Origin of the sequence: Corynebacterium riegelii, assembly GCF_001263755.1 — a bacterium.
Taxonomy (GTDB): domain Bacteria; phylum Actinomycetota; class Actinomycetes; order Mycobacteriales; family Mycobacteriaceae; genus Corynebacterium; species Corynebacterium riegelii.
The window spans coordinates 1,529,044-1,553,387 of record NZ_CP012342.1 but is presented as its reverse complement, the minus strand read 5'-3'; the positions used below and the strand labels follow the sequence as shown (position 1 = coordinate 1,553,387).

General features: G+C 60.4%; 24 protein-coding genes. 11 read left to right on the top strand and 13 right to left on the bottom strand.

The features are described 5' to 3' along the window. Positions 1 to 38: 38 nt before the first annotated feature. Positions 39 to 998, bottom strand: coding sequence for a hypothetical protein (locus AK829_RS12500; RefSeq protein ID WP_157045326.1), 960 nt, complete (start codon positions 996 to 998; stop codon positions 39 to 41). Positions 999 to 1,112: 114 nt separating this feature from the next. Beyond that, a complete protein-coding gene (locus AK829_RS07505) occupies positions 1,113 to 2,339 on the bottom strand; it encodes an IS1249 family transposase (RefSeq protein WP_083439789.1) in 1,227 nt (408 codons plus the stop codon). Between the two features lie 220 nt (positions 2,340 to 2,559). Here AK829_RS07505 and AK829_RS07500 point away from each other — a divergent pair, with 220 nt between their 5' ends. Genes AK829_RS07500 through AK829_RS12225 form a run of 4 tightly spaced genes read left to right on the top strand, consistent with a single transcriptional unit; the run spans position 2,560 to position 5,460 of the window. Then, a complete protein-coding gene (locus AK829_RS07500; RefSeq protein WP_232305694.1) occupies positions 2,560 to 3,141 on the top strand; it encodes a PH domain-containing protein in 582 nt (193 codons plus the stop codon). Then, the gene (locus AK829_RS07495) at positions 3,138 to 4,616 is read left to right on the top strand and encodes a PH domain-containing protein (RefSeq protein WP_157045325.1); all 1,479 of its coding nucleotides are present in this window, start codon (positions 3,138 to 3,140) and stop codon (positions 4,614 to 4,616) included. Before AK829_RS07500 ends, AK829_RS07495 begins: the two co-directional genes overlap by 4 nt. After that, complete coding sequence (locus AK829_RS07490) at positions 4,534 to 5,184, top strand: MOSC domain-containing protein (RefSeq protein ID WP_083439788.1); 651 nt, start codon at positions 4,534 to 4,536, stop codon at positions 5,182 to 5,184. The genes AK829_RS07495 and AK829_RS07490 overlap by 83 nt, the downstream gene beginning before the upstream one ends. Before the next feature lie 9 nt (positions 5,185 to 5,193). After that, the gene (locus tag AK829_RS12225) at positions 5,194 to 5,460 is read left to right on the top strand and encodes an AbrB/MazE/SpoVT family DNA-binding domain-containing protein (RefSeq protein ID WP_083439787.1); all 267 of its coding nucleotides are present in this window, start codon (positions 5,194 to 5,196) and stop codon (positions 5,458 to 5,460) included. A gap of 160 nt (positions 5,461 to 5,620) precedes the next feature. Here AK829_RS12225 and AK829_RS12780 read toward each other — a convergent pair whose 3' ends face one another. The 4 genes from AK829_RS12780 to AK829_RS07475 form a co-directional block, all read right to left on the bottom strand. Next, on the bottom strand, positions 5,621 to 5,749 hold the full coding sequence (locus AK829_RS12780) for an ATP-binding protein (RefSeq protein ID WP_232305693.1): 129 nt from the start codon (positions 5,747 to 5,749) through the stop codon (positions 5,621 to 5,623). Positions 5,750 to 6,125: 376 nt separating this feature from the next. Then, the gene (locus tag AK829_RS07485; RefSeq protein WP_052205293.1) at positions 6,126 to 6,449 is read right to left on the bottom strand and encodes a hypothetical protein; all 324 of its coding nucleotides are present in this window, start codon (positions 6,447 to 6,449) and stop codon (positions 6,126 to 6,128) included. 55 nt (positions 6,450 to 6,504) lie between these two features. Continuing rightward, positions 6,505 to 7,272: a halocin C8-like domain-containing protein gene (locus tag AK829_RS07480; protein ID WP_052205292.1), complete on the bottom strand. Its 768-nt coding sequence runs from the start codon at positions 7,270 to 7,272 to the stop codon at positions 6,505 to 6,507. 296 nt (positions 7,273 to 7,568) lie between these two features. Then, the gene (locus AK829_RS07475) at positions 7,569 to 8,042 is read right to left on the bottom strand and encodes a tRNA (cytidine(34)-2'-O)-methyltransferase (RefSeq protein ID WP_052206448.1); all 474 of its coding nucleotides are present in this window, start codon (positions 8,040 to 8,042) and stop codon (positions 7,569 to 7,571) included. Between the two features lie 35 nt (positions 8,043 to 8,077). Here AK829_RS07475 and AK829_RS07470 point away from each other — a divergent pair, with 35 nt between their 5' ends. Both AK829_RS07470 and AK829_RS07465 read left to right on the top strand, forming a co-directional pair. Continuing rightward, positions 8,078 to 8,935, top strand: coding sequence for a bifunctional methylenetetrahydrofolate dehydrogenase/methenyltetrahydrofolate cyclohydrolase (locus AK829_RS07470; protein ID WP_052205291.1), 858 nt, complete (start codon positions 8,078 to 8,080; stop codon positions 8,933 to 8,935). 7 nt (positions 8,936 to 8,942) lie between these two features. Further along, positions 8,943 to 9,263 carry a DUF3017 domain-containing protein gene (locus AK829_RS07465; RefSeq protein ID WP_232305692.1) on the top strand — a complete coding sequence of 107 codons (321 nt, stop codon included), beginning with the start codon at positions 8,943 to 8,945 and terminating at the stop codon, positions 9,261 to 9,263. 14 nt (positions 9,264 to 9,277) lie between these two features. Here the strand turns inward: AK829_RS07465 and metX are convergent, their stop codons facing one another. Further along, positions 9,278 to 10,414: a homoserine O-acetyltransferase MetX gene (gene metX / locus AK829_RS07460; RefSeq protein ID WP_052205290.1), complete on the bottom strand. Its 1,137-nt coding sequence runs from the start codon at positions 10,412 to 10,414 to the stop codon at positions 9,278 to 9,280. Then, on the bottom strand, positions 10,415 to 11,746 hold the full coding sequence (locus AK829_RS07455; protein ID WP_052205289.1) for an O-acetylhomoserine/O-acetylserine sulfhydrylase: 1,332 nt from the start codon (positions 11,744 to 11,746) through the stop codon (positions 10,415 to 10,417). It lies immediately after the preceding gene. Between the two features lie 204 nt (positions 11,747 to 11,950). Between AK829_RS07455 and ppc the strand changes: the two genes are divergently transcribed. Next, positions 11,951 to 14,599, top strand: coding sequence for a phosphoenolpyruvate carboxylase (gene ppc / locus AK829_RS07450; RefSeq protein ID WP_052205288.1), 2,649 nt, complete (start codon positions 11,951 to 11,953; stop codon positions 14,597 to 14,599). 62 nt (positions 14,600 to 14,661) lie between these two features. Continuing rightward, positions 14,662 to 15,597 carry a hypothetical protein gene (locus tag AK829_RS07445; protein WP_052205287.1) on the top strand — a complete coding sequence of 312 codons (936 nt, stop codon included), beginning with the start codon at positions 14,662 to 14,664 and terminating at the stop codon, positions 15,595 to 15,597. Between the two features lie 287 nt (positions 15,598 to 15,884). Here AK829_RS07445 and AK829_RS07440 read toward each other — a convergent pair whose 3' ends face one another. Further along, a complete protein-coding gene (locus AK829_RS07440; RefSeq protein WP_052205286.1) occupies positions 15,885 to 18,062 on the bottom strand; it encodes an NADP-dependent isocitrate dehydrogenase in 2,178 nt (725 codons plus the stop codon). Between the two features lie 81 nt (positions 18,063 to 18,143). On the opposite strand from AK829_RS07440, the gene AK829_RS07435 reads away from it, so the two are divergent. From AK829_RS07435 to bsaP, 3 genes are all read left to right on the top strand, one after another. Further along, positions 18,144 to 19,046, top strand: a complete 903-nt coding sequence (locus tag AK829_RS07435) for an exodeoxyribonuclease III (protein WP_052206446.1) — start codon at positions 18,144 to 18,146, stop codon at positions 19,044 to 19,046. Positions 19,047 to 19,458: 412 nt separating this feature from the next. Next, a complete protein-coding gene (gene bioB, locus AK829_RS07430; protein WP_052205285.1) occupies positions 19,459 to 20,553 on the top strand; it encodes a biotin synthase BioB in 1,095 nt (364 codons plus the stop codon). 12 nt (positions 20,554 to 20,565) lie between these two features. Continuing rightward, entirely contained in the window at positions 20,566 to 20,769 is a 204-nt protein-coding gene (gene bsaP, locus AK829_RS07425) for a biotin synthase auxiliary protein BsaP (RefSeq protein ID WP_052205284.1), read from the top strand. Here the strand turns inward: bsaP and AK829_RS07420 are convergent. From AK829_RS07420 to AK829_RS07405, 4 genes are all read right to left on the bottom strand, one after another. Further along, entirely contained in the window at positions 20,766 to 21,449 is a 684-nt protein-coding gene (locus tag AK829_RS07420) for a hypothetical protein (RefSeq protein WP_052205283.1), read from the bottom strand. The genes bsaP and AK829_RS07420 overlap by 4 nt on opposite strands. Next, a complete protein-coding gene (locus AK829_RS07415) occupies positions 21,446 to 22,120 on the bottom strand; it encodes an ATP-binding cassette domain-containing protein (protein ID WP_052205282.1) in 675 nt (224 codons plus the stop codon). The genes AK829_RS07420 and AK829_RS07415 overlap by 4 nt, the downstream gene beginning before the upstream one ends. Continuing rightward, positions 22,117 to 22,470, bottom strand: a complete 354-nt coding sequence (locus AK829_RS07410) for a GntR family transcriptional regulator (RefSeq protein WP_052205281.1) — start codon at positions 22,468 to 22,470, stop codon at positions 22,117 to 22,119. Before AK829_RS07410 ends, AK829_RS07415 begins: the two co-directional genes overlap by 4 nt. An 83-nt stretch (positions 22,471 to 22,553) precedes the next feature. After that, entirely contained in the window at positions 22,554 to 24,344 is a 1,791-nt protein-coding gene (locus AK829_RS07405) for an acetyl/propionyl/methylcrotonyl-CoA carboxylase subunit alpha (RefSeq protein ID WP_052205280.1), read from the bottom strand.

Genomic DNA, 24,344 nt, shown 5'->3' with positions numbered 1-24,344 from the left:
ACGCTGCGGCTGGTAGCGTAATCGCCAGCGTCCATCCTTTAGCTGCGCGTTGCTAGTTGCAGGTCATATTTTGGCGTACTCAACTGACAAGGGCGGAGATGCCACGTGGCTTCAATTCGTTCCACGGATATCAGGACATCATTTTCCTCAGCACCGATGCTGGAAATGAGAGGGACAATAAACTTATTGAAAGCCTCGAGCACGTCAATATTTAAAAGCGAATCAATATGATTCGCACGATTCCTCAAGTGAACAGCGATTCGTGTGTATTCACCAACAGTTTCACCGACGGATGATCGCCGTGAAGCGGTGCGTATCTGACAGGGAAATGCGCTATGTAAGCACGATCTCCATAATTCCTCACGGGCTCTCTTTCTCTGAGCATTCCTTTCCCATCGATCGGGGAGTAATAATGCCCAGGATCCAAACGAAGTTTGGGCTACAAGATCGTCATGGGTTATAGCGTTTCTAGAGGTAGAGCTGCTATATCCTCTGCGGTTTCTCCGAACTTGGTCCTTCAGAGTTCTTTCTCGGAAGTAGGGGTTGCCGCGAGAATCGAGAAGTTGATTCAGGTGTGGGACTAGGCGGTAATTTGCAATCCATTGTCGGTTACCATCAGGTGAATTTTTTAAACTCTCGTCTATTGCATTCCGCAAATAGATTTCTGTAACACCGAGTGCTTCTTGGATAGCGCCCGCCATCCGAATTCCCCAAACATAGAGTGCTTCAGGATCGACCACCGACTGTTGGGCGGCGTCAATATAACTGCTGAAACGACGTTGTGGCAGCGTGTTTGTAATTATCCCTTTATTTAAAGGCTCTCCTAACGACATAGAATCAGCGTAGCCATCGATATCTGTCAGATGTTTGATATAATGAGTCAATCCGCTGTCGATGGTTCGGCAGCGAAGAAGGAGACGGACCGTTAGGTTGACAGTTCCCTTTGAAGCGGGCACTTCGGTGTCCGCTTTTATTTTGATAATGTCTCTTAAGCCCATCACCCGCGGGTTAAGCGACAAAATGTGTGCTTTTCTCGGCGTGTCGACTTAAGTGACAAAATGTGTGCTTTTTTGGGGGTTGGAATGGGCCGGGCCCGGGGTGCTGTGCTGGGGTTATGTTCGTCCTGCCCAGCCGTGTCGGATGGCCCAGGAGGGGTTGAAGTCGGTGTCGATGCCGGTGTCGTAGACTTTCGGCCGGCCGTCGGGTGAGTTGGCTTGGTCGCGTTGACGCATGTGTGCCTGGCGGGCGTGTGCGTAGCCTTTGCGGCCGAAGTCTTGCTCGATTGCTAGTGCCAGCGGGTCATCGTGGTGCTGGGTGTGCAGATAGAGCCACCAGTCCATGATGATTCGTTGGTGTTCGTCAAATGTGCCGCGGTGGGCTCGGGCAAGGTGTTTCAGTTGTGCGTTTATGCCGCCTTCCAGGCTGTTTGTGGTGGTCTTTAGCTCGGTTGTGGTGTGTTTTGGTGGGTTGAGCCAGACGAAGAGGTGGCCTTGTTGGTAGAGGCGCTCGAATCGGCGGTAGGCTCTGCGGGCTCTGGGGTGGGTGTACCACCATTGCTGGTTGTCGCGAACGTGTTTTGGGATCTTTTCGGCGGCGACTTGGTTGCGGTAGGTGCGGTCTTTGAGCCAGTCGCCGTAGTGGTCGTGAAAGCGGTTGAGGCGAAGTGCCCAGTCAATTGCCTGGTCACGGGTGGTGATGTGGGTTAGCTGGTTGCCGAGGCGTAGTAGTGCTTTGTGGGCGGTAAGTGTTGGTTGGCGTGTGGTGTCTTTGATGGTGTCGCGGCGTACGTGGACGAGGCAGCGTTGGATAGAGGCGTTTGGCCAGCATTGTTTGATGGCCTTGTTTGCGCCACCGGAGCCGTCTGTGGTCACGACGAGGGGTTCGGCGATCAGGTCGAAGAGTTTGGCGTAGTCGTAGGCGGTTTCTCGTGTGCACCAGTGCCAGGCGACGACGTGGTCGCTGGTTGCAGCGACAAGCAGGCATTTTTTGTGGAAGTAGGTGCCGTCAATAAACAGCTGGTCGTAGACGCGGTACGGGTCTGGTTTGCACGGGACGATGATGAACCAGAAATAGGTAAACCAACGGATAAGTGTGCGCCTGGAGACGTTGTGTGCAGCAGCCACAGCATCGAGGGGGCGCTGGCCGGTGATCCAGTCGATGAAGATGGCAAACCGGTATGCGTTGGTCTTAGCCGAGTTGGGGTTGGTGAAGGTGTACCCGCAGTGTGTGCAGCGCCATCGCTGTTTTCCGCTGGAGGTGGTGCCCATTTTTGTGCTGGAGTGCTGACATGCCGGGCACAGGGGTCTATTGCGTTTTCTCTTTCTGTGTTGAGTTGGCATGCAGGCTGGTTTAACAGCCTGTGTCCCTAGCACATCTCATGGCTGGAGTGGTGGAGCATCAATCCCAGGGCCTTCAATCCCGATTCATCGAGCATTATCCCGCCGTATCCCCAGGCAGTACCGGGAATCCTTAGCCGAAAAAGCACACATTTTGTCACTTAACCCTCACCCGCTCTCCGCGGCTCCTGAACTCGACGCTGCGGCTGGTAGCGTAATCGCCATGTCAGACGTGCCAACTGGGACCACAAACCCCCAACCAGCCACCGAACCCACAGACCCCACCGAACCCACGCAAAGCGCGCACACCGCAGAAACTACCGTGCGGACGTTGCCCACGTCCGTGGAGTCGATGAACCGGGTGTCGCCGAAGCTGGCGTGGCCGAAGATGGTGGGCAACTTCATGTCCATGGTGTTGCTGTGCGGCATTTTGTACTTGTGCTGGCTGCGTTGGGATGGCCTGGTGTTCCTCATCCCACTGTGCGTCTTTGGCGTCTTTTTCATCTGGCAGTTCTTCCTGATCCCGTTCCAGGTGCGCAACATGGGCTGGCTGGAAACGGAAGATGAGCTGATCTTGAGCACCGGTAAGTGGTTTCACACCATCACGGTGATTCCGTACGGGCGTATCCAGTTTGTGGACGTGGAGTCCGGCCCGGTTGGCCGCGCGCTGGGGCTGAAAGAGCTGAAGGTGCACACGGCGTCGAACTCGTCGAATTCGGAGTTGCCGGGGCTGCTCGCCGCTGACGCGGATGCGCTGCGTGACCGCCTTGCGGTGAAGGCTCGTGAACGGATGAGCGGCCTGTGACCAGCCCCGAAGCAACCACAAAGCCCAAGAAATCCCTGACAGCCGGTATGGAGGGCTACCGGCCGGTGCATCGTTTAACGCCGCTGCTTCGCGTATGGACGTTCGGCGTTGCCCTTGTCACCATCGCCCTGTTCAACTTCACCAAACCGGTATTTCGCTGGTTGAAGGAAGAAAACGTTGGCGTCATTGAGGTTGCATGGGCGCTCGGCGGGCTGGTGGCGGCCCTGCTGGTGATTTTTGGGATTTCGCAGATCTGGTGGCGTCGCAGCGGCTTCAAACTCGACGATGAAGCGGTGGAAACCCGCCGCGGCGTGCTCACCAACGAGGTCCGCACTGTGCGATACGACCGCATGCAAGCAGTAGACGTGGTGGAGTCGTTTGCGCCGAGGTTGGCCGGGTTGGCGTCGGTACGCATCGAAGCTGCAGGCGGTGCCTCGGCTGGCCTGGACATTATGTATCTGCCGCTTGAAGAGGCCGAGGAGGTGCGCAGGGAGATCCTGCGCCACATCAGGGCGACGCAGCCGGATAGCAAGATTGGCAGAAAGGTCAGCGGGGAAGACGGGGACGATGGGGACAGCAGCCGCGAGCTGGTGCCGCCGATTCCCATCCAGCGCTCCCTGGTTGGTACGGCATTTCAGATGTCCGCACTGATCACCCTCGCGTGGGCGGTGGTGCCGATCATGACAGACCTGACCATGGCCGCAATTTTGCCTGTGGCCATTGGTTTCTTGCCGCGGATTTGGCGCACGATTGACCAGTCGTGGCGCTTTACCTCTTCCACCGACGGCAACATGTTCTACCTCACCTACGGCCTGGCCAATAGGCGAAGCCAGTCGGTGCCGCGCGACCGCGTACACGCAGTCCAGGTGCGCCAGCCCATGTTCTGGCGTCTCTTCGGCTGGTGGACGGTCTCCGTCGTGGTGGCGGGCTATGGCTCGGAGGGAAACAAATCCACTGGCACCTCGAAGCTTTTGCCGATTGGCACCTGGCAGCAGGCGCGCGATGTTGTGGACGCGTTGGGGCCTTTGACTTTCGACGAGTTGATCGACCTCAGCAACGTCGACTACCGCTCACCCCGCGCCGCTCGTTGGGTTTCGCCCATTGACTGGAAACGCCAAACGGTCAAGGTGCGTCCAGGTGTTGTGGCCGTGACCGCAGGCACGATCGGGCGTTGGTACCAGATGGTTGAGACCCCGCACATTCAGGAACTCAGCTTTGAACGTGGCGTGATCCAGCGTCGCCTCGGACTTGCGGGTGTGGACTTGGATCTGGTGCCGGGTGCGTTCTCCATGTCTTGCAGGGACATGCGTGTTGAAGATGCCATTGAGCTTGTCAACACGCTGCGGGCACGCGAGCTGCCACCGATGCAGCCTGTAGCCTTGCCGCATGACAATGAATTACCCGGCAGTGCTCTCGACGAACATAGCGAAGCCGCAACCGGACCCAGGTGGCCAGAACAGGCGCAGCGGGATTGAGAAGGTTGTCGCGGATGAAATCGTGGTGACCATCCCCGGCCCGGATTACGGCGACGGCTCCGGCGTGGTCGGCGACCATGTTGGGGACACGAAACACCACGGCGGCCAGCAAAAGGCCATTTACGCGTACTCGCGCGAATGCCTAGACGGCTGGGAGCGCGAACTCGGCCGCAGCCTGCCCGATGGCATGTTCGGCGAAAACCTCACCACCACCGGCATCGTGTGGGCCAACGTGCTGTTGAACCAGCGTTTCCGTATTGGTGAGGTGGAGCTGGAAGTCAGCGTGCCGCGCAGCCCGTGCCGCACGTTCGCCGCATGGATGGGGGAGCCGGGCTGGGTTCGACGCTTCGCCGAATCCGGTGACTGTGGCTGCTACTTCCGCGTCAACCAAGAAGGCGTTATCCGCCCCGGCGACGCAATCGAGGCACTAGACACCCCGGAGCACGGGTTCACCATGGGCGAAGCCTTCGCGGCCTGGATGGGGGACGCAGACTTGGCTCGGCGCATGTGGGAACTGAACATCCTGCCGCCGCTGTATCAGGAGCGCTACGGCAAACGCTTTGGGTAGCGTGATGCCATGAAGGTGAGAATTGATTCCGAGGGGCGAGTACGTATTCCCAAAGCCATAAGGGAGGCTGTCGGACTCGTACCAGGTTCTACTGTCGAGATCACGGAATATGGCGGGGGCATAACCATCCTGCCAGGTGGACCGACAGCCGCAATCGAAGAAGGTCCGAATGGCTTCTCGGTAGCACGTGGTTCCACAGCCTTGACTGAGGAGGAAATCACAGTCCTTATTTGTTATGACCACGGGTTTAGTAACGCCGTGGTGAGTAACCGGTAACGCCCGGGTGAGTTTCGAGTAACACTCGGGCGTGGACCAGGGTCAGCTACTGGGTGTTGGTCTCTAGGCGCATGTTCGGTCCTTCCAACGTGATGATCTCAGCGCCAACGACAAGTCGGTTGAGGATCGACTCAGCGATGACAGCATCGGGGATGGATTTTTACCACTCATCGAGTGTGAACTGAGAAGTCACAATCGTTGATCCCCGGTGTTCGCGCTCAGCAAGAATGTTGAGCAGCTGGTGTGCTGTTGCAGATTCGATCGGCGTTGTTGGAAAGTCATCAAGCACCAGGACGCTTCAGTACAACTTCGACGAACCTGTGGTTGGGCATCGCTGTCAATGACACGAATTACCTGCCAAAGCGAGGCTATCCGATCATCGTTCACTGAAACAGGACTCGCTGCCTGCAATGAGGGGCGTTCGCTTGCCAAAATCCGCGACGGATTAAACAAAAGTCCCATAGCAGTAGTAATAGCAAGCAAAAACGCGACGGTTTTCTTCCTCACTGCCACAGTTTTTAGCTCTCCCTTATGGCTGCTCAATCCATCGGATGGAACTTTCCAAATTAGAAAGCACAGTGTTGTAACCTTTAGCAAACCTTAGCACTGTGCTTCGTCATCATCAACAGCTCAAGTAAAAGCTAGAGATAGCACAAATCATTTGCTTAATCACTGTTTTGAATAGACCTCTTCTCATGAAGAAAAAGAAGAACAAAAAGAAGAACTGCACTAGCTATACCTAGCAACGCAGCGTAAAAGAGGTCTTCTGGACTAAAATACGCTAACCAGATTAATAGAAAAGGAACGGCAATCATGAGGATTGAAGCCCTTTCTGCCTTGGACGATGCTTTGAAAGGAATCCTGGACACGATCATAAACGAGACCAGCAGAAGAACAGGGATGAGTGCAAACCATAATTCTCCCAAAGTTACGAAGTAGAGAAATACTCCAAAAAGCAGTGAGACCGTTGCTGTTCGCCAAACTTTCATAATGGCTTCCTTACCTCTATGGCATCTGCAATGCTTAAATCACCACCAAGGACTCTTAACGCCTTGCACCCCCGCAAACCCGCTCTTTGGCACCATTACAACCAAACATAGCGATAAGCCCGAGGATACCAGCGCAAGCAAGACCTCCAATACCGGTAGTTCCTAGAAGCGCACAGGCGATCGCCCCCCCCCCGGTGCCACCACCGACAGCACACAAGGATTCGACAGAGCGAATGCAGGCATCATAAGCAGTGCCATATTGAAGACTAGGCTGCTCGTACTGGGTACGGGTAATATTTCCGGACTGATCAACTGCACCTTCCCAAAGTGTCTCACCTTCGGCAACCACCTTAGCGTCCATTTCCCCTGTAACATCATTCGGAGAAAAATAGTACTGCTGAGTCTCTTCCACGGTTCCTGTTGTGAGGTTGATAGAACGGATGTCGAGAGTTACATTCTCTTCACCCTCTTTAACAGCGCTGTAAGCGATAAAGACATCATTACTACGCTTTTCTACAATGTAGTTTTCGGGGTCAACCAAAAGAGGGTCTTCACTATTCAAATTAAAAAAGCCGGTAGAAGAGCGAGAAGATGAGAGTCCAGGTTCCGAAGTTCCTGGGAATGCGATTCGGAGCACCTCCTGCTTTTCGACGTCATCAGCAAGATGCTGTCTAACGTCATCAGGAAGATCAATGGATTGGGTATTGATAAGTTCCTCGGCGTTTGCAGATGGTATTTCTACGAAAAACAGCGCACAAATGACCGCGACAAATGATGCAAAGAGTTTCTGCAGGGAAATCGACTTCTGACCTTGTAGCAACATTTCTCCTTATATTGAAGTTGTGTGAGTCACTATTCGCAAAACAAACTAAATCCGCAGTGTAGCGAACACACCTGCACCCAACCAGGATCTTCTCATCCCCTCCCGAACAAACACATGATGGTAACAGTCACATCCTTAGATCCATGCTTAAGCAGCTTACGACGGACTGATTGCCATTACTGCTGTCGAGAATGGGGTCACGTTAGCAAGCTTGGATCTGCGGGCAGTGGATACTTACTTTGGTTTGGGGCTGTGGTTGAGCTAATTCCAAGCTGACCAAATCGCTTTCTGCCTGCTTACACGCCGCCGGCGAAGCCGTGCTGGCGCCAGGCCTCAAACAGGGCGATGGATGCGCTGTTGGTTAGGTTCATGGAGCGGCGGCTAGGCAGCATGGGGATGCGCACGCGGTCGGTCACCAGCGGATGGTGGGAGTGCTCGTAGGGCAGGCCGGTGGGTTCGGTGCCGAAGAGCAGTGCGTCGCCTTCGACGTATTCCACCTCGTGGAAATAGCGGGTGGCTTGGGTGGTGAAGGCGTAGGTGTGGGGTGCGTTGAGCGTCGATAAGCAAGAGCCCAAGTCGGGATGAATCTGCACATCCGCAAGATCGTGGTAGTCCAGCCCGGCGCGCTTGAGATGCTTGTCATCAAAGTTGAAACCGAGCGGCTCCACTAGGTGCAGGGTGGCGCCCGTGTTTGCGGCCAGGCGGATCGCGTTGCCGGTGTTGCCGGGGATCACGGGGTTGTCAAAAATAATGTGAAACACCTGGCTCAGCCTAGCCACTTGCCTGCACTGGTTAGGATAGGACCGTGACTGCGATCAAACTGGACGGCAAACTCTACCGCGAGGAGATTTTCGCGGACCTGAAAACCTGCGTGGAGCGCCTGAAAAGCGACCACGGCATTACCCCGGGCTTGGCCACCGTGCTTGTGGGCGATGACCCGGCCAGCCAGAACTACGTGCGGATGAAGCACAAGGACTGCGAAGAGCTGGGCATTGCTTCCATCATGAAGGAGCTGCCGGGTGACTGCACGCAGGAAGAGCTTGAGAAGCTTATTAGCGAGCTGAATAACGACCCAGCCGTTACCGGCTACATCGTCCAGCTTCCGCTGCCGAAGCACCTGGATGAAAACCGTGTCCTGGAGCTGATCGACCCGGATAAGGACGCGGATGGCCTGCACCCGGTGAACCTGGGCAAGCTGGTGCTGGGTGAGCCGGCACCGCTGCCGTGCACCCCGAACGGCACCATCAAGCTGCTGGAGCGTTTCGGCGTGGACCTCAACGGCGCGATTGTGTGCGTGGTGGGCCGCGGCGTGACCGTGGGGCGCCCGATCTCGCTGATGCTGACCACCCGCGGCGTCAACGCCACCGCAGTGCTCTGCCACACCGGCACCAAGGACCTGGCTGCGGAGACGCGCCGGGCAGACGTGGTGATTGCGGCTGCCGGTAAGCCGCACATGATCACCGCGGACATGATCAAGGAAGGTGCCGCGCTTGTGGATGTCGGCGTGTCCCGTGTGGACGGCAAGACTGTTGGTGACCTGCACCCGGACGTATGGGAGAAGGCCGGTTGGGTCTCTCCGAACCCGGGTGGAGTGGGCCCGATGACGCGTACCTTCTTGGTGCGCAACATTGTGGAGCGCGCGGAGCGCCAAGCCGGGGTGTAGTGGCGTTTTGGCCAGTCAGCTGGATAACCCCCACGACATTGGTAACGCGCCGTCGGCACTCCCGCGGCGTGTGCAGTGGGCAATGACGGCGCTGTTTCTCGCAGGCTTTGTGGCCTCCGGGCTGTTCGCAGCGACCGAGCACTGGCGCCGCGCCACCTTCACGCTAGGTGCGGCGATGCTGTGGCTGACGGTGGTGCGCCTGACGTGCGACTCCCAGGTCATTGGCCTGCTGGCTGTGCGCTCCCGGCGTTTCGACGCCCTGTTTACCACCGCCCTCGGGGCCGCCATGATGTGGCTGGCCTGGTCGGTGGACGCCCTGGGGTCCTAAGCGCTCGGGCCTAGCTAGATATCGTAGGCGCCGTGGGCGACGGCCATGTCGCGTGCAGACGGCGTCTCTTCCGTCAGCGCAATGAAGTGCCGCAGGATGCGGTCCATCTGTCGCGCTTCTACCAGGAAGGCGTCGTGGCCGACGGGGGAGGACAGCTTCGACATGGCCAGCAGGTTGCCCAGGTTGCGGGAGATGTGTTCCTGCTGGTGGTAGGGGTACAAAATGTCCGTGTCCACGCCAACGATCATGGTTGGCACGGTTGAAGACGCCAGAGCCTTGTTCAACCCGCCGCGCCCGCGGCCGACGTCGTGGCGGTTTAAGGCTTCGGTGAGGGTGACGTAGCAGGCGGCGTCGAAACGCTTGGTCAGCTTTGTGCCCTGGTGCTCGAGGTAGGACTGGACGGCAAACCGGTGGTCGTCGGTACGAAAAGCACCGAGGGGGTTTTCTCCGGGCTGGGCGCTGGTGCCGAAGCGTTCGTCGATCTCCATCTCGCCGCGGTAGGTCAGGTGCGCCACGCGGCGTGCGGCAGCAAGCCCCGCGTCGGGGGAGCGGCCGGTGCCGTGGTAGTTGCCGCCCTGCCAGTTAGGGTCGTGCGTAATCGAGGTGATCTGCGCAGTCTGAATGCCAATCTGCCACGCACTCGCGCGCGCGGATACCGCGAGCACCAGCGCGTAATCTACCTGCTCCGGGAACATGAGCGTCCACTCTAGGACGCGGGCGCCGCCCATGGAACCGCCGACGATGGCGTGTACGCGGGAGATGCCAAGCGCTTCAAAAAACGCTTGCTCCGCATGCACCATGTCGCGGATAGAGATTGCCGGGAAGCGAGAGCCCCACACCCCGCCGTCGGGATGCTGGCTTGCCGGGCCAGTCGAGCCGTAGCAGGACCCCAGAGCATTGGTGCAGATCACGCACCACTTGTCCGTGTCTAGCGCCTTGCCGGGGCCGACGGCCTCGCTCCACCAGTCGGTGGCGTCAGAATCGCCGGTGAGTGCGTGCTCAACAACGATGATGTTGTTTTTGCCGTGGGGGTCTCCGCGAAACTCGCCCCACCGCTGGTAGGTAATCTGCACGTCAGTGATCGTGGCGCCGGCTTCGGTGGTGACATTCCCGATGCCGACGGTTGTAATCTCGCCTTCCGGGCCGAGCATTTAGACCGCCGCGAAGCCGCGCTCGAGGTCCGCGATGATATCTGCGACGTCCTCGATGCCCACTGACAAACGCACCGTTGCCTGCGTAATGCCAGCGCGCGCAAGGCCTGCGGCATCCGACTGGGAGTGCGTGGTGGAGGCCGGGTGGACAACCAGCGAGCGCACGTCACCAATATTGGCCACGTTGGAGTGCAGCTTCAGCGCGTCAATGAACCGCCATGCCGCCGCGCGGTCCTCCGGATCACCCGCAACATCAAAACTGAGCACCGAGCCGGTGTATGCCAGCCCCAGCTTCTCCTTCGTTGCCTTGTACGGGGAGTCATCCAGGCCGGCATAGTTGACCTTGGCTACCTTGTCGTGGGCAGCCAAAAACTCCGCCACCTTCTTCGCGTTCGCATTATGCTTCTCGACGCGCAACGCCAACGTATCAATACCCTGCAGCGCAACCCACGCGTTGAAGGGGGAGATAGCAGCACCCGTGTCACGCAGGATGCCGGCGCGGGCGCGCAGTGCGAACGCCGGAGCGCCGAGGTCGGCGTACTTCAGGCCGTGGTACGCGGGATCCGGGGTGGTGAACAGCGGGAAGACGTCCTTGCCGTCGCGCTGGACGGTCCAGTCGAACTTGCCGCCGTCTACAATCGCGCCACCGATGGCGGCGCCGTTGCCGGTGTAGAACTTCGTGGTGGACAGCACCACAATGTCTGCTCCCAGCTCAAGCGGGCGCACGACCGCGGCGGTGGCCATGGTGTTATCCACAATTAGCGGCACCTGGTTGTTGTGCGCGACATCCGCAATAGCCGGGATGTCCAGCACGTCTGCGATCGGGTTGCCGAAGGTTTCGCCGTAAAACGCCTTCGTGTTCGGCTGCACGGCGGCCTGCCAGCTTTCCGGGTCATCCGGGTTGTCTACAAACGTGAATGCAATGCCCAGCTTCGGCAGCGTGTGCTGGAACAAGGTTTCCGTGCCGCCGTAGAGGCGCGGAGAAGTGACAATGTGGTCGCCCGCCTGGGCAAGGGTAAGAATTGCCGCGGTTTCGGCAGCCATGCCGGAGCCGAAAGCGGTTGCCGCAACGCCGCCCTCAAGAGAAGCCAGGCGGTCTTCCAGCGCCTGCTGGGTCGGGTTGGTAATGCGGGTGTAGATCGGGCCCGCGTCCGAGAGGTTAAAACGGTTCTCCGCATGCTGTGCGTCGTCGAAGACATAGCTGGTGGTCATGTAAATCGGCTGGTTGCGTGCCGCGAAGTCTTGGTCCAGCTGCTGGCCGGCGTGGATAGCGCGGGTGCCAAAAGACCACTCGTTTGCGTTGGAATTGTCGTAGCCTTGCTTCGTTGTCATGCAGGACAATGTAGCCCGCTTTGTCTGGCAATGTGTACCAAGCTGTCTGTCTTGCGAGTTGAGGGGGTGAATAAAAATCATGCGAATACCCCAGCTCGCGATAGTGCACCCTCCGTTCCCGAGACAGTCGATGTGGGCTGGGATACGTTAACTAGAACGCATTGTCCGCCCGCCTTTATCGCGCCTGAGTTGAAAGAAGCCTCCGTGTCTGACCAGCCCGCCGATCACGTCCGTGAAGATATCCGAATCCTAGGCCGGGTGCTCGGCCGCGTGCTTGCTCAGCAGGAAGGCCAAGAGATCTTCGACTTGGTCGAATCCACCCGCCGCCTCGCTTTCGACATCGCCCACGGTGACGCCGCCCCGGAGGACCTGCTGGCTGTCTTCCGCGACATGGACATCACCAAGATGAACCTTGTCGCGCGCGCCTTTAGCCACTTCGCGCTGCTGACCAACCTGGTTGAGGATCTGGACGACGAGAAGGCGGCCGCACCGGTTTCGCTGCGCACCAGCTTCGCGCACCTGAAGGAAAACGGCGTGGACGCCGACAAGGTCGCCGAGCTCATCGCCGGCGCGCAAGTCTCCCCAGTGCTCACCGCACACCCAACAGAGACACGCCGTCGCACGGTCTTTGACACTCAGACCCACATCAAGCGCCTGCTGAGTGAACTCCACGCCGGTGCGGACCCAGCCGCCATCGAGCGCGAGATGGAGCTGCGCATGACCCTGATGTGGCAGACCGCGTTAATCCGCATCGCGCGCCCGCGTCTTGAGGACGAAATCGACGTGGGCCTGCGCTACTACAAACTCTCCCTGCTTGAGCAGATCCCGGCGATTAACCGCGCAATCCGCTACGAGCTTCGCGACACCTTTGACCGCGACCTTGCCCTCACCCCCGTGATGCGCCCCGGTTCCTGGATCGGCGGCGACCACGACGGCAACCCCTACGTCAACGCCGAAACGCTCACGTACGCCACCCGCCAGGCTGCCGACACCGTGCTTACCCACTACATCGATGAGCTGGGGGAGTTGGAGCGCGAGCTGTCCCTTTCAGACCGCTACTCCACTTGCTCGGAGGAGCTTTCCAAGCTTGCGGACGCCGCAAACAACACCGCCGAGTCCCGCGTCGATGAGCCCTACCGCCGCGCCATCTATGGCATCCGCCACCGCGTCGCCGCTACGCGTGATGTGCTCGCCGGCTCGGCGGGTTCGGGCTCGCCTTACGCGGATCCCGGCGAGCTGCTCGCCGACTTGGATGTGATCGACGCCTCCCTGCGCGCCCACGGCGGCGCGATTATTGCCAACGACCGGCTGAACCGCCTGCGCTCCGCCGTGACCACCTTCGGTTTCCACCTGTACACGCTTGACCTGCGCCAAAACTCCGAATCCTTCGAGAAGGTCGTGGGCGAAGTGCTGAGTGTTGCCGGCGTGTGCTCGGACTATGCTGCGCTTGTGGAGGAGGACCGCGTGGAGGTGCTCGTCGAGGAGTTGCGCACCCCGCGCCCGCTGCTGCGCGCCGAGGCCCAGCTTAGCGACGACACGCGCAAGGAAATGGGCATCCTCACCGCCGCCGCACGCGCCGTCCGCGACCTAGGCCAAGGCGCGATCGCGCAGTGCATCATTGCCATGACCGGGACGGTTTCCGACATTCTCGAGCCCATGGTCCTGCTTAAAGAGGTCGGCCTGAGTGGCGTTAACGTCGTCCCGCTCTTCGAGACTATCGAGGACCTCGCGCACGGCGCCGACATCCTCGAAGACCTTTGGTCGCTGCCGTTCTACCGCGAACACCTTCGTGCCCGCGGCGACGTCCAGGAGGTCATGCTCGGCTACTCCGACTCCAACAAGGACGGCGGCTACCTGCAGGCGAACTGGGCGCTTTACGACGCCGAACTCGCCCTCGTCGAACTCTGCAACCGCCACAGCATCCGGCTTCGGCTCGCGCACGGCCGCGGCGGGGCAGTCGGCCGTGGTGGTGGGCCCACCTACGACGCCATCCTCGCCCAACCCAAGGGCGCCGTCGATGGCTCGATTCGCATCACCGAGCAGGGCGAGATCATCTCCGCCAAGTACGGCTCGCCAGAGACCGCGCGCCGCCACCTCGAGGCCTTCGTCGCCGGCACCCTCGAGGCCTCCCTGCTGGACACGGAGCCTATCGCCGACCCGACCCGCGCCTACGAGATCATGCGCACGCTTGCCGCCTACTCCGGCGAAAAGTACAACGAGCTGATTGGGGACCCCGGGTTTATCGACTACTTCACCCAATCCACCCCGCTGCATGAGATTGGCGAGCTCAACCTCGGCTCCCGCCCGGCGTCGCGCAAACAAACCACCGCGATCTCCGATCTGCGCGCCATCCCCTGGGTCCTGTCCTGGGCGCAGTCGCGCACCAACGTGCCGGGCTGGTTCGGCGTCGGCACCGCAGTCGAGCGCTGGGCGGGCGAAAGTGAAGAGCGCTGGGAGGACCTGCGCGAACTCTACCGCGACTGGCCGTTCTTCCGCTCCGTGCTGTCCAACATGGCCCAAGTCATGGCCAAGGCGGAGCTGTCACTGGCGCGCCTCTACGCCGACCTGGTGGAGGACCGCGAGGTAGCAGAGCGCATCTACACGCTCATCGCCGAAGAGTTTGAGCGCACCAAGCAGGTCTACTTCCGCATCACCGGGCACACCGACCTGGTTGCCGAGAACCAGCGCCAGGCCCGCTCGCTCAAGCGCCGCTACCCCTACCTGCTGCCGCTCAACGCTGTGCAGCTCGAGCTGTTGCGCCGCTACCGCGCTGGCGACGAGACCTTCCTCGTGTCCAAGACGATCCAGGTCACCATGAACGGGCTGGCCACAGCGCTGCGCAACGCGGGGTAGGTTTCTGCGGCTTTTCGGCGCCGTTAGGGAACCGGTGCCGAGTTTTCGCCGTCAAACTAGGTATGGGGATTGACAGAGAGAACAAGGCACAGCTGCAACGGTGGGAGGAACGGAAGGGGGAGTTGCGGCGGGGGATCGTGGATACGCGCGATCTCTCGCACAAGGAACTTGGACAACTCCAAGAGCAGTATCGGGTCCTCGACACCAGCATTATCTTCGCAGAAGCGTGCTGGAGCGAGCTGAAGTACTACGAGCGTCAATGGCTGCGCACCGAAGCCGCGGCACGGATGAGTAGAGAAGCGGTGTTGGTCGGCCGATCCGCCGCCCGCATGCACGGCATGTGGGTGATCAGCACGGCGGATGAACCCGTCGAGCTGTGTCTGCTGTCCAGGGGGAGCTCGCCGTCTCGCCGAAACCGGAAGGGGATAATGTTTCGGCGCATGGTGCTACGCGAGGACGAAACATCACTGCGCGACGGACACCGCGTCACCAACGGTTTCCGGACCTTCGCCGACATCGCCCGCCACCACGGTTTTATCGAGGGGCTCGTCGCCGCGGACTATCTCCGGCGCAGAGGTTTTACCCGTGCGCTCCTCGAACAAGAAGCATGGCTGCTGGGTAGGTTGAAGGGCATTGCGGTGGTCCGGGAATGTATCCGCCACTGCGTCGACGACTCGGACTCTCCGTACGAATCCTTCGCGCGCGCCCTGCTGATCCAGGCGGGGATCGGCCCGTTGTTCACGCAGTTCGAAGTGGCTGGGCGCTACGCAGATCTCTGCGTCGACGGCTGGCTGCTCATTGAGATCGACGGCAACGTGAAATACCAGGGTCCAAACGCCGAACGCGCGCGGCAGGAGGAGTTCGAGCGCCAGAAGCGGATTGCCAACAGGGGGTACGTTTTCCTGCGCTACTCGCCGGATTTCTTGCGTCGGTACCCCGAGGAGTTCGTCCGCGAGGTCCGGGAGACCATCGCTGGCCGCCGCGCTGCTCTGGAGTGAGCAGTCGCTTCTCGACGCCGCACGCCCCGCCCACACCCACGCATCCCACACCCACGCATCCCACACCCACGCATCCCACACCCACGCATCGCCGAGGATGGTAACCAGAGGATGGTGATCAGTCGAGTAGAGGCGAGTGCCGTCGACCCATCTACTCGGCTGATGCCCATCCTTGGGTTACCACTTGCTGGTTACCATCCTGAACGACCAGGGAAAATCCGCAAACCGAAACCCCGGCCACCGCGAAACACGCAGCGACCGGGGCCTGGACAGTGAAGACCTAACGCTTACTTCTTCAGCGCGTCGATGATCTTGTTAAACGTTGCGGACGGGCGCATCACGGCAGTGACCTTGGTCTCCTCCGGCCAGTAGTAGCCGCCGAGGTCGGCAGCGTTGCCCTGGGCGTCCAGGAGCTCCTTGTCAATGGTCTCGGCGTTTTCACGCAGCTCCTTTGCAACCGGGGTGAACGCGGAGGCCAGCTCGGCATCGTCGGTCTGGGCTGCCAGCGCCTCTGCCCAGTACAGGGAGAGCCAGAAGTGGGAACCGCGGTCGTCAATCTCATTGACCTTGCGGGACGGGGACTTGCCTTCGTCGAGAAGCTTTTCGGTGGCCTTGTCCAGCGCGGCAGCCAGGACGCCGGCGCGCTCGTTGCCGTTCGTGTTCTTCTCGTGGCGGAAGGACTCAGCCAGTGCGAGGTACTCACCCAGCGAGTCCCAGCGCAGGTGGTTCTCCTCCTGGACCTGCTGCACGTGCTTCGGGGCGGAGCCGCCGGCACCGGTCTCGAACAGGCCGCCACCAGCCATCAGCGGGACCACGGAGAGCATCTTTGCGGAGGTGCCCAGCTCGAGGATCGGGAACAGGTCCGTGTTGTAGTCACGCAGCACGTTGCCGGTCACGGAGATGGTGTCCTCGCCGCGGCGGATGCGCTCGACGGAAGTCTTGGTGGCCTCGATCGGGGACTGGATGGAAATGTCCAGGCCCTCGGTGTCGTGGTCAGCCAGGTACTTGTTCACCAGGTCGATGAGGTTGCGGTCATGCGCGCGCTCCTCGTCCAGCCAGAAGATGGCCTTCATGCCGGAGAGACGGGCGCGGTTGACGGCCAGCTTGACCCAGTCCTGGATCGGGGCGTCCTTGGTCTGGGTGGCGCGCCAGATGTCGCCGGCCTCGACGTCGTGCTCGATCAGCACGTCGCCTGCGGAGTTGACCACCTGGACGGTGCCGTCGGCCGGGATCTTGAAGGTCTTGTCGTGGGAGCCGTACTCCTCGGCCTTCTGTGCCATGAGACCGACGTTCGGGACGGTGCCCATGGTGGTCGGGTCGTAGGCGCCGTTCTCGCGGCAGTCGTCGATAACCGTCTGGTACACACCGGCGTAGGAGGAATCCGGGATGACGGCCAGGGTGTCCTGCTCCTGGTCGTCGGCGTTCCACATGTGGCCGGAGGTGCGGATCATGGCCGGCATGGAAGCGTCGATGATCACGTCAGACGGCACGTGCAGGTTGGTGATGCCCTTGTGGGAGTTGACCATGGCGAGCGCCGGGCCGTCGGCAAGCTGCTGCTCGAAGGCCTTGCGGATCTCCTCGCCGTTCTCCAGCTCGGACAGGCCGTCGAGGATGGCGCCGAGGCCGTTCTCGCCGTTGAGGCCAGCCGCCAAAAGCTCCTCGCCGTACTTGTCAAAGACAGGCTTGAAGTAGGCGCGCACAACGTGGCCGAAGATGATCGGGTCAGAGACCTTCATCATGGTGGCCTTCAGGTGCGCGGAGAAGAGCACGCCCTCTTCCTTGGCGCGCTTGACGGCCTCTTCCAGGAATGCGTCGAGCGCCTTCGCGGACATGTAGGTCGCGTCGATGACCTCGCCGGCCTGGACCTTCAGGCCCTCCTTGAGCACGGTGCCGTCGGTCATCTTGATGGTGAGGGTGTCCTCGGCCGGGATAATGACGGACTTCTCGTTGTGGCGGAAGTCGCCAGCATCCATGGTGGCGACGTTGGTCTTGGAATCCTTCGACCACACGCCCATGGAGTGCGGGTGCTTCTTGGTGTAGTTCTTCACGGCCTCCGGCGCGCGGCGATCCGAGTTGCCCTCGCGCAGTACCGGGTTGACGGCAGAACCCTTCACAGCGTCGTACTTGTCCTGAGCATCCTCATAATCCGGGATGTCAAAGCCAGCAGCCTGCAGCTCAGCGATAGCCTTCTTCAGCTGCACCAGGGAGGCGGAGATGTTCGGCAGCTTAATGATGTTGGCCTCAGGCGTCTTGGCCAATTCGCCCAGCTCAGCCAGTGCATCCGGGATGCGCTGCTCATCGCTCAAACGATCCGGGAACTGCGCGAGAATACGCCCTGCCAAAGAAATGTCGGCGGTTTCCACATCGATGCCAGCCTGGGAAGCAAACGCCTCCACAATCGGCTTGAACGAGTAGGTTGCCAGCAGCGGCGCTTCGTCGGTGCGGGTCCAAATGATCGTAGACATAGTGCTCCTTGTATCTAATGTCAGACTTCAGATACCAAGCGTACCGTTTTGTGCCGCCCTGTAGGGTCGAAACCCATGAGTCTGACCATCGCTACCGTCAATGTCAACGGCATCCGCGCCGCAACGAAAGTCCGCAATGAGGTCAACCCGGGCATGCTCGCCTGGTTGAACGAGACTCCGGCGGATGTTGTGCTGATGCAAGAAGTCCGCGCAACCGAGGACCAAGCCCGCGCAGCACTTGCCCCGGCACTTGAGCAGGGCTGGCACCTGGAGGTCGCGCCCGCCGCTGCGAAAGGCCGCGCCGGTGTGGGCATCCTGTCTCGCCAGCCGCTCACTCAGGTTGAGGTGGGTATCCCTGGGTTTGAGGATTCAGGTCGCTTCATCAGGGCCATGCTTGACGACGCCACCTACGTCGCCTCCCTCTACCTCCCCTCCGGATCTGCCGGCACGGACAAGCAGGACGAGAAGTATCGCTTCCTCGACGCCTTCGAGCCGCTGCTTGAACAGTGGGCCAACGAGTGCCCGGACATGGTCATTGGCGGCGACTGGAATATCTGCCACCGACGCGAAGACCTGAAGAACTGGAAGGGAAACCACAAAAAGTCCGGCTTTTTGCCGCACGAGCGCGCGTTTATGGATTCCGTCTTCGGCGCCTTCCCTGATGATGAGGCCCAGGATCTGAACCTGAAATCGGTTCCCGGCTGGGCGGGTGCAGTGGAGTACGTCTCTGAGCTTCCAGCACGTGTGGCCTGCGAGAACCCGAAATGGTTCGACGTGGCGCGCCGCTTAAACCCAGATGATGCGGGGTACTCGTGGTGGACCTTCCGCGGCCAGGCGTTTAACAACAACGCCGGCTGGCGTATCGACGTCCAAGCCGCCACCGCCAACATGCTCGAACGCGCCCAGCGCGCCTGGGTGGACCGGGTTGCGACGGTAGAAGAGCGCTGGTCCGACCACTCGCCAGTTGTGGTGGAGTACCGCTAAGTCTCAGCGGGGCCTCGCTTTGCCTCGCTGCGCAGACCTCCGCCGAACTGGTTTGATTGCTGTGACCTGCATTTTTACATTTATCGTCTAGCGCTCCGTGTGTGCTGCTAGACGATAACGAAGAATCCGCCAAATATCTCAACAATCGACCTGGGTGTTTGGAGGGTGGTTTTTAATGTCGTCTAGCAGGAGACCTCTCCCTGCTAGACGACATTTGTCCCAGACTCGCCTGTCTCGCATGGCCTACGGGGAAGGGCCCTAGCAGACATTGCAAAAGTCACGATGAGTCAAGACAACTGACCTGGAGAAACGTAGGGCCAAAATCATTATCTGCTAGGGGCACGCTCGCGCAGCACCTTGAATTTCGCGATTTACTGAACGCCGTTCAAGTGAAGCGCTACACTTCGTGTGCATGACTGCGACAATCACAGCCGAAACGGAAACGAAAGACATCCTCGACATCGCACGCGAGAAGTGCCTTGAGCGTGGCGAGGGCCTGAATCAGGACGAAATTCTGCAGATTCTGCAGATTGAAGATGAGCGTCTGCAAGAACTCCTCGACCTCGCCCACCAGGTGCGTATTAAGCATTGCGGTGTGGACGTCTCGTTGGAGGGCATCATCTCCTTGAAGACGGGCGGCTGCCCCGAAGACTGCAGCTTCTGCTCACAGTCCGGCCTTTTTGAGTCCCCGGTGCGTGCCGTCACGCTGAACATTGCTGAGTTGGTGGAGGCTGCGAAGCAGTCGGAGAAGATGGGGGCGAGCGAGTTTTGCATCGTTGCCGCCGTGAAGGGTCCGACGGATGCGCTGCTGGAGCAGGTGGCCGAGGCCGTTACCGCCATCCAGGAGGAAGTGGACATTTCGATTTCTGCCTCACTTGGCATTTTGACTCGTGAGCAGGCGCAGCGCTTGGCGCAGATGGGCGTGACCCGCTACAACCACAACTTTGAAACGGCGAGGTCCTTCTTCCCGAATGTGGTGACCACGCATACCTGGGAGGAGCGCAAGAACACGCTGGAGTACGTTCTGGCTGAAGGTATGGAGACCTGCTGCGGCGGCATCATCGGCCTGGGCGAGACGCTGGAGCAGCGAGCCGAGTTTGCCGCGCAGCTGGCGGAGATCCGCCCGCATGAGGTGCCGATGAACTTCTTAGACCCGCGCCCGGGTACTCCGTTTGCGGATCGTCCGCTGGTGCCGCAGGGTGAAGCACTGCGTGCGGTGGCGGCGTTCCGCCTGGCCATGCCGTCGACGCAGTTGCGCTTCGCGGGTGGCACGGAGCTTGCGCTGGGTGACGACGGCACCGAGCAGGGCCTACTCGGCGGCGCCAACGCCATCATTGGCGGCAACTACTTGACCACGTTTGGGCGTCCGATGGAGAAGGATCGCGACGCGGTGGACCGTGTCATGGAAGGCGGGGCGAAACCAGGCTTGAGCCTGAACATCACTCCGGTTGGGCAGAAGCAGAATTCCGGCCACGGCGCTCTGTACGACACGTTGAAGTCCCTCTAAGAAGTCCCTGTAATGAAAATTCCGGATTCAACGGAACTCGCCGACGCTGTACTGTCGGGCGAAATCGCTTGGCCACTGGACCCCGCGCGGCCTTATGATGCGCCGCGCATCTGCCCGTTGTGTGAGCGTCGCATGGTGGTAAAAATCAGTCCGATGGCGTGGGAGGCCGCGTGCTCCCGCCATGGCCTGCTGCGCTCCGAGTGGTTGGAGCGTTAGGGTACGAAGCGGCGGGTTCTAGCGAACACAATTGCGCTGGCTGCCAAAACTACTAGCCCCGCCGTCGCTACGAAGAAGACGGAGATGTTGGGGTCGAAGGGATTCATCTCCGATCTGCGGATACCCACTACGAACCCGGTGAAACCACCCACGAACATGCTGCCGAGCATGAACCACTGCATGCGTGTGCCTCGCGCAAGACCGATTGCTACACCGGTCAGCGCCATCGTAAGGAAGATGACGAAGTGGAGTAGCACAGTTGACGCGACGGATGTCAGGTCCTGCGCAGCATCTTCAACGAAATACGGTTCGCCGCTGAAGTTGGTCCAGGGCATCGGTTCTCCGTTGGTAACAATGAACGGGTCATACCACTTGTAGTACGGGCTATGTGCTTGGTGGTACACCGCCGACGCTGCGGTAAGTGGCGTGAGTATGACCGCCGCCACGAGAGCCGTTAGCGCTGCCGAATTCATCCATCGGTTGAAGCTTGCTCCCAGCTGGTTCATTGCTGGCCAGTTCGATCCTCCGATTGCGAAGAGTATCCACAGTGTGGCAGCGCCCGCCATGGTCCACAGGCCGCCGTCACCAAACTCCAATCGTCCAAAGGGGACGGCAATGCAGAGGACGAGAAAGATGCCCAAATACATCGCTGGTTTGAAGGGGCTGAGGAAGAGTTTCATCGCGGCATCCTTTCGGTTGCAAGCAGATCAATAAGTTCGGTGTCGTCGGGGTAGGTGCAGGTCAGGTCGGTCTCCACGGGCTCTGCAAACACCGCTTTCGCCATCGGGCCCAGTGTGGACTGCTCGAGCGTTCGGTGGTGTGCCGCCAAATCAGCGATTGCGTTGGTGGGGCCGGTGATGGTGGGGAAGTGGTGACGTGTGGCGTCGATAAGCAAGGGCTCCGACACCTCCTGATCAAAGACCTGGATGACGTGGGTGGCGAGACCCGCGAAGTCCTCGGGGCGATGTGATGCCATCACTACGCTTCGCTGCGGGTTGTCCGCGATGTAGTCGATCAGCCGCTGGCGGACCTGCTTGCGGGTGGTGGTGTCGATGCCGTCAAAAGGTTCGTCCAGAAGCAACAGGTCCTTGCCAATGGCCAGGGCTACCTCAATGGTGAGGAGGCGACGCTGCCCAACGGAGAGGTCCCTGATGCGGGCGTTGGGGAAGTCGAGCTCCACGTGCGGGTAAATCGCCGCGACTGCGCGCAGGTGGTCGTCCACGGTCGTGCCCGCAAACTTCGCGTCCGCGCCGGCCGGGACAAATGCGGCGTGCGGCCCCATGAGCGTGTGCAGGTAATGGGTTTTGCCGGCGGCGTTCGGGCCGACCAGCGCATAGAAACCGGGATTCATTGGGTGCGCTCCTTTTCAATCATTGCGGTCAGCTCCTCGGTGGTGATGCCGAGCTGGTTGGCCTCATGGACAAACGGTTGGACAAAGTCGCGGGCAAATGCTTCACGACGCGTACGTAACACCTGCTCACGCGCACTTGCCAGCACAAACATGCCGAGTCCGCGGCGTTTTTCCAGCAGGCCCTCGTTGAACAGTTCGGTGAGCGCCTTGGCAGACGTTGTTGGGTTGACGGAGTGATAGGCGGATAACTCGTTGGTGGACGGCACCCGGTCGCCGGGGGCGAGGGAGCCAGCGCCGATGAGGTCGCGTAACTCATCGGCAATCTGTTGGTATATGGGTTTACCACTCATGTGGGTAACCATAGGACGGGAAAGCCCGGCGCGTCAACCCCCAATTTTTGACGCGCCGGGTGAGATCGGGGAGCGAGTGAAAACTACTCGTCAGCGACGATTTCTAGCAGCGCTGCGCCCTTATCCACGTGGCTGCCGGCCTCCACGGCGAGGTTCTTCACAATGCCGTCCTTGTGGGCCTTGACCGGGTTTTCCATCTTCATGGCCTCCAGGATCACCACAACGTCGCCGGCCTCAACGCGGTCGCCTTCGGCAACCTCGACCTTGACCACGGTGCCCTGCATTGGCGCTGCCAGCGCATCCGCGTTCGCTCCTCCCTTAGCGCCACCGGAGCCACCACGCCCGCGACGCTTGCGGTCGCGGCGGCGTTGCGCCACAGCACCCAACAGGAGCGATTCTGGCAACGTGATCTCGATCGAGCGCCCATTCACCCCGACGGAGACCGTACGGCGGCGGTGCTCGTCGCCGTCACCAGAGTTGGCATCGTCGGACTCAAACGGTGCGACGTCCGGGTCCCACTCCTCTTCAATCCAGCGGGTGTAGACGGTGAATTTGTCGTCTGGGGCGGTAAACGCGGCGTCGGCAAGCATGCGCTTATGGAACGGAATGACCGTGGGCACACCTTCGATCTTGAACTCCGCCAAAGCACGCTTGGCGCGCGCAATTGCCTCCTCGCGGGTGTTGCCGCGGACGATGAGCTTGGCCAGCATGGAGTCGAACTGGCCACCGATGACGGTGCCTTCCCGGATGCCGGAATCCACGCGCACGCCCGGGCCCGAAGGCTCCAGGTACCGGGTGACCGTGCCGGGCGCTGGCATGAAGTTTGTGCCAGCATCTTCGGCGTTGATACGGAATTCGAGGGCGTGGCCAGTAGGCTCCAGGTCCTCCTGGTAACGCAAAGGCTCGCCGGCGGCGATGCGGAACTGCTCAATGACCATGTCCACGCCGGTGGTCTCCTCGGTTACGGGGTGCTCCACCTGCAGGCGGGTGTTGACCTCCAGGAAGGAAATCAGCCCGTCCTCGCCCACGAGGTACTCCACCGTACCCACGCCCACGTAGCCGGCTTTCTTGGCAATCGCCTTGGCGGAGGAGTGGATGCGTTCGCGCTGCTCGTCGGTAAGAAATGGTGCCGGAGCCTCCTCGATGAGCTTCTGGAAACGGCGCTGCAGCGAGCAGTCGCGGGTGCCGCCAACAATGACGTTGCCGTGCTGATCAACCAACACCTGGGCCTCAACGTGGCGGGCGCGGTCCAGGTAGCGCTCCACGAAGCACTCGCCACGCCCAAACGCGGCCTGGGCCTCGCGGGTAGCGGACTCGTAGAGCTCACGGATCTCGCCGCGGGTGCGGGCAACCTTCATGCCGCGACCACCGCCGCCAAACGCCGCCTTGATAGCCACCGGCAGGCCGTGCTCATCCGCAAAGGCAACCACGTCATCGGCACTGGCCACCGGGTCCTTGGTACCCGGGGCAAGCGGCGCATCCACCGCTTCCGCCAGTGTGCGCGCCGTGACCTTGTCACCCAAGTTCTCAATCGCGCGCGGCGGCGGGCCGATCCAGGTCAAACCCTCTGCAATCACGCGCCGGGCAAACTCGGCGTTCTCACTCAAAAACCCATAGCCCGGGTGGACCGCATCCGCACCGGTATCCCGGCACGCCTGCAGCACCTTCTCAATATCCAGGTAGCTCTGCGCGGACGTCTCGCCGCCGATAGCCACGGCCTCATCGGCCATCTCCGTAAACGGGGCGCCCTTATCCGGGTCCGCGTAGATAGCCACGGAGGAAAGCCCGACGTCACGCGCCGCGCGGATGATGCGCACCGCGATCTCGCCGCGGTTAGCAATCAGCACTTTGTTGAATGGGAAGTCATGCTTCAT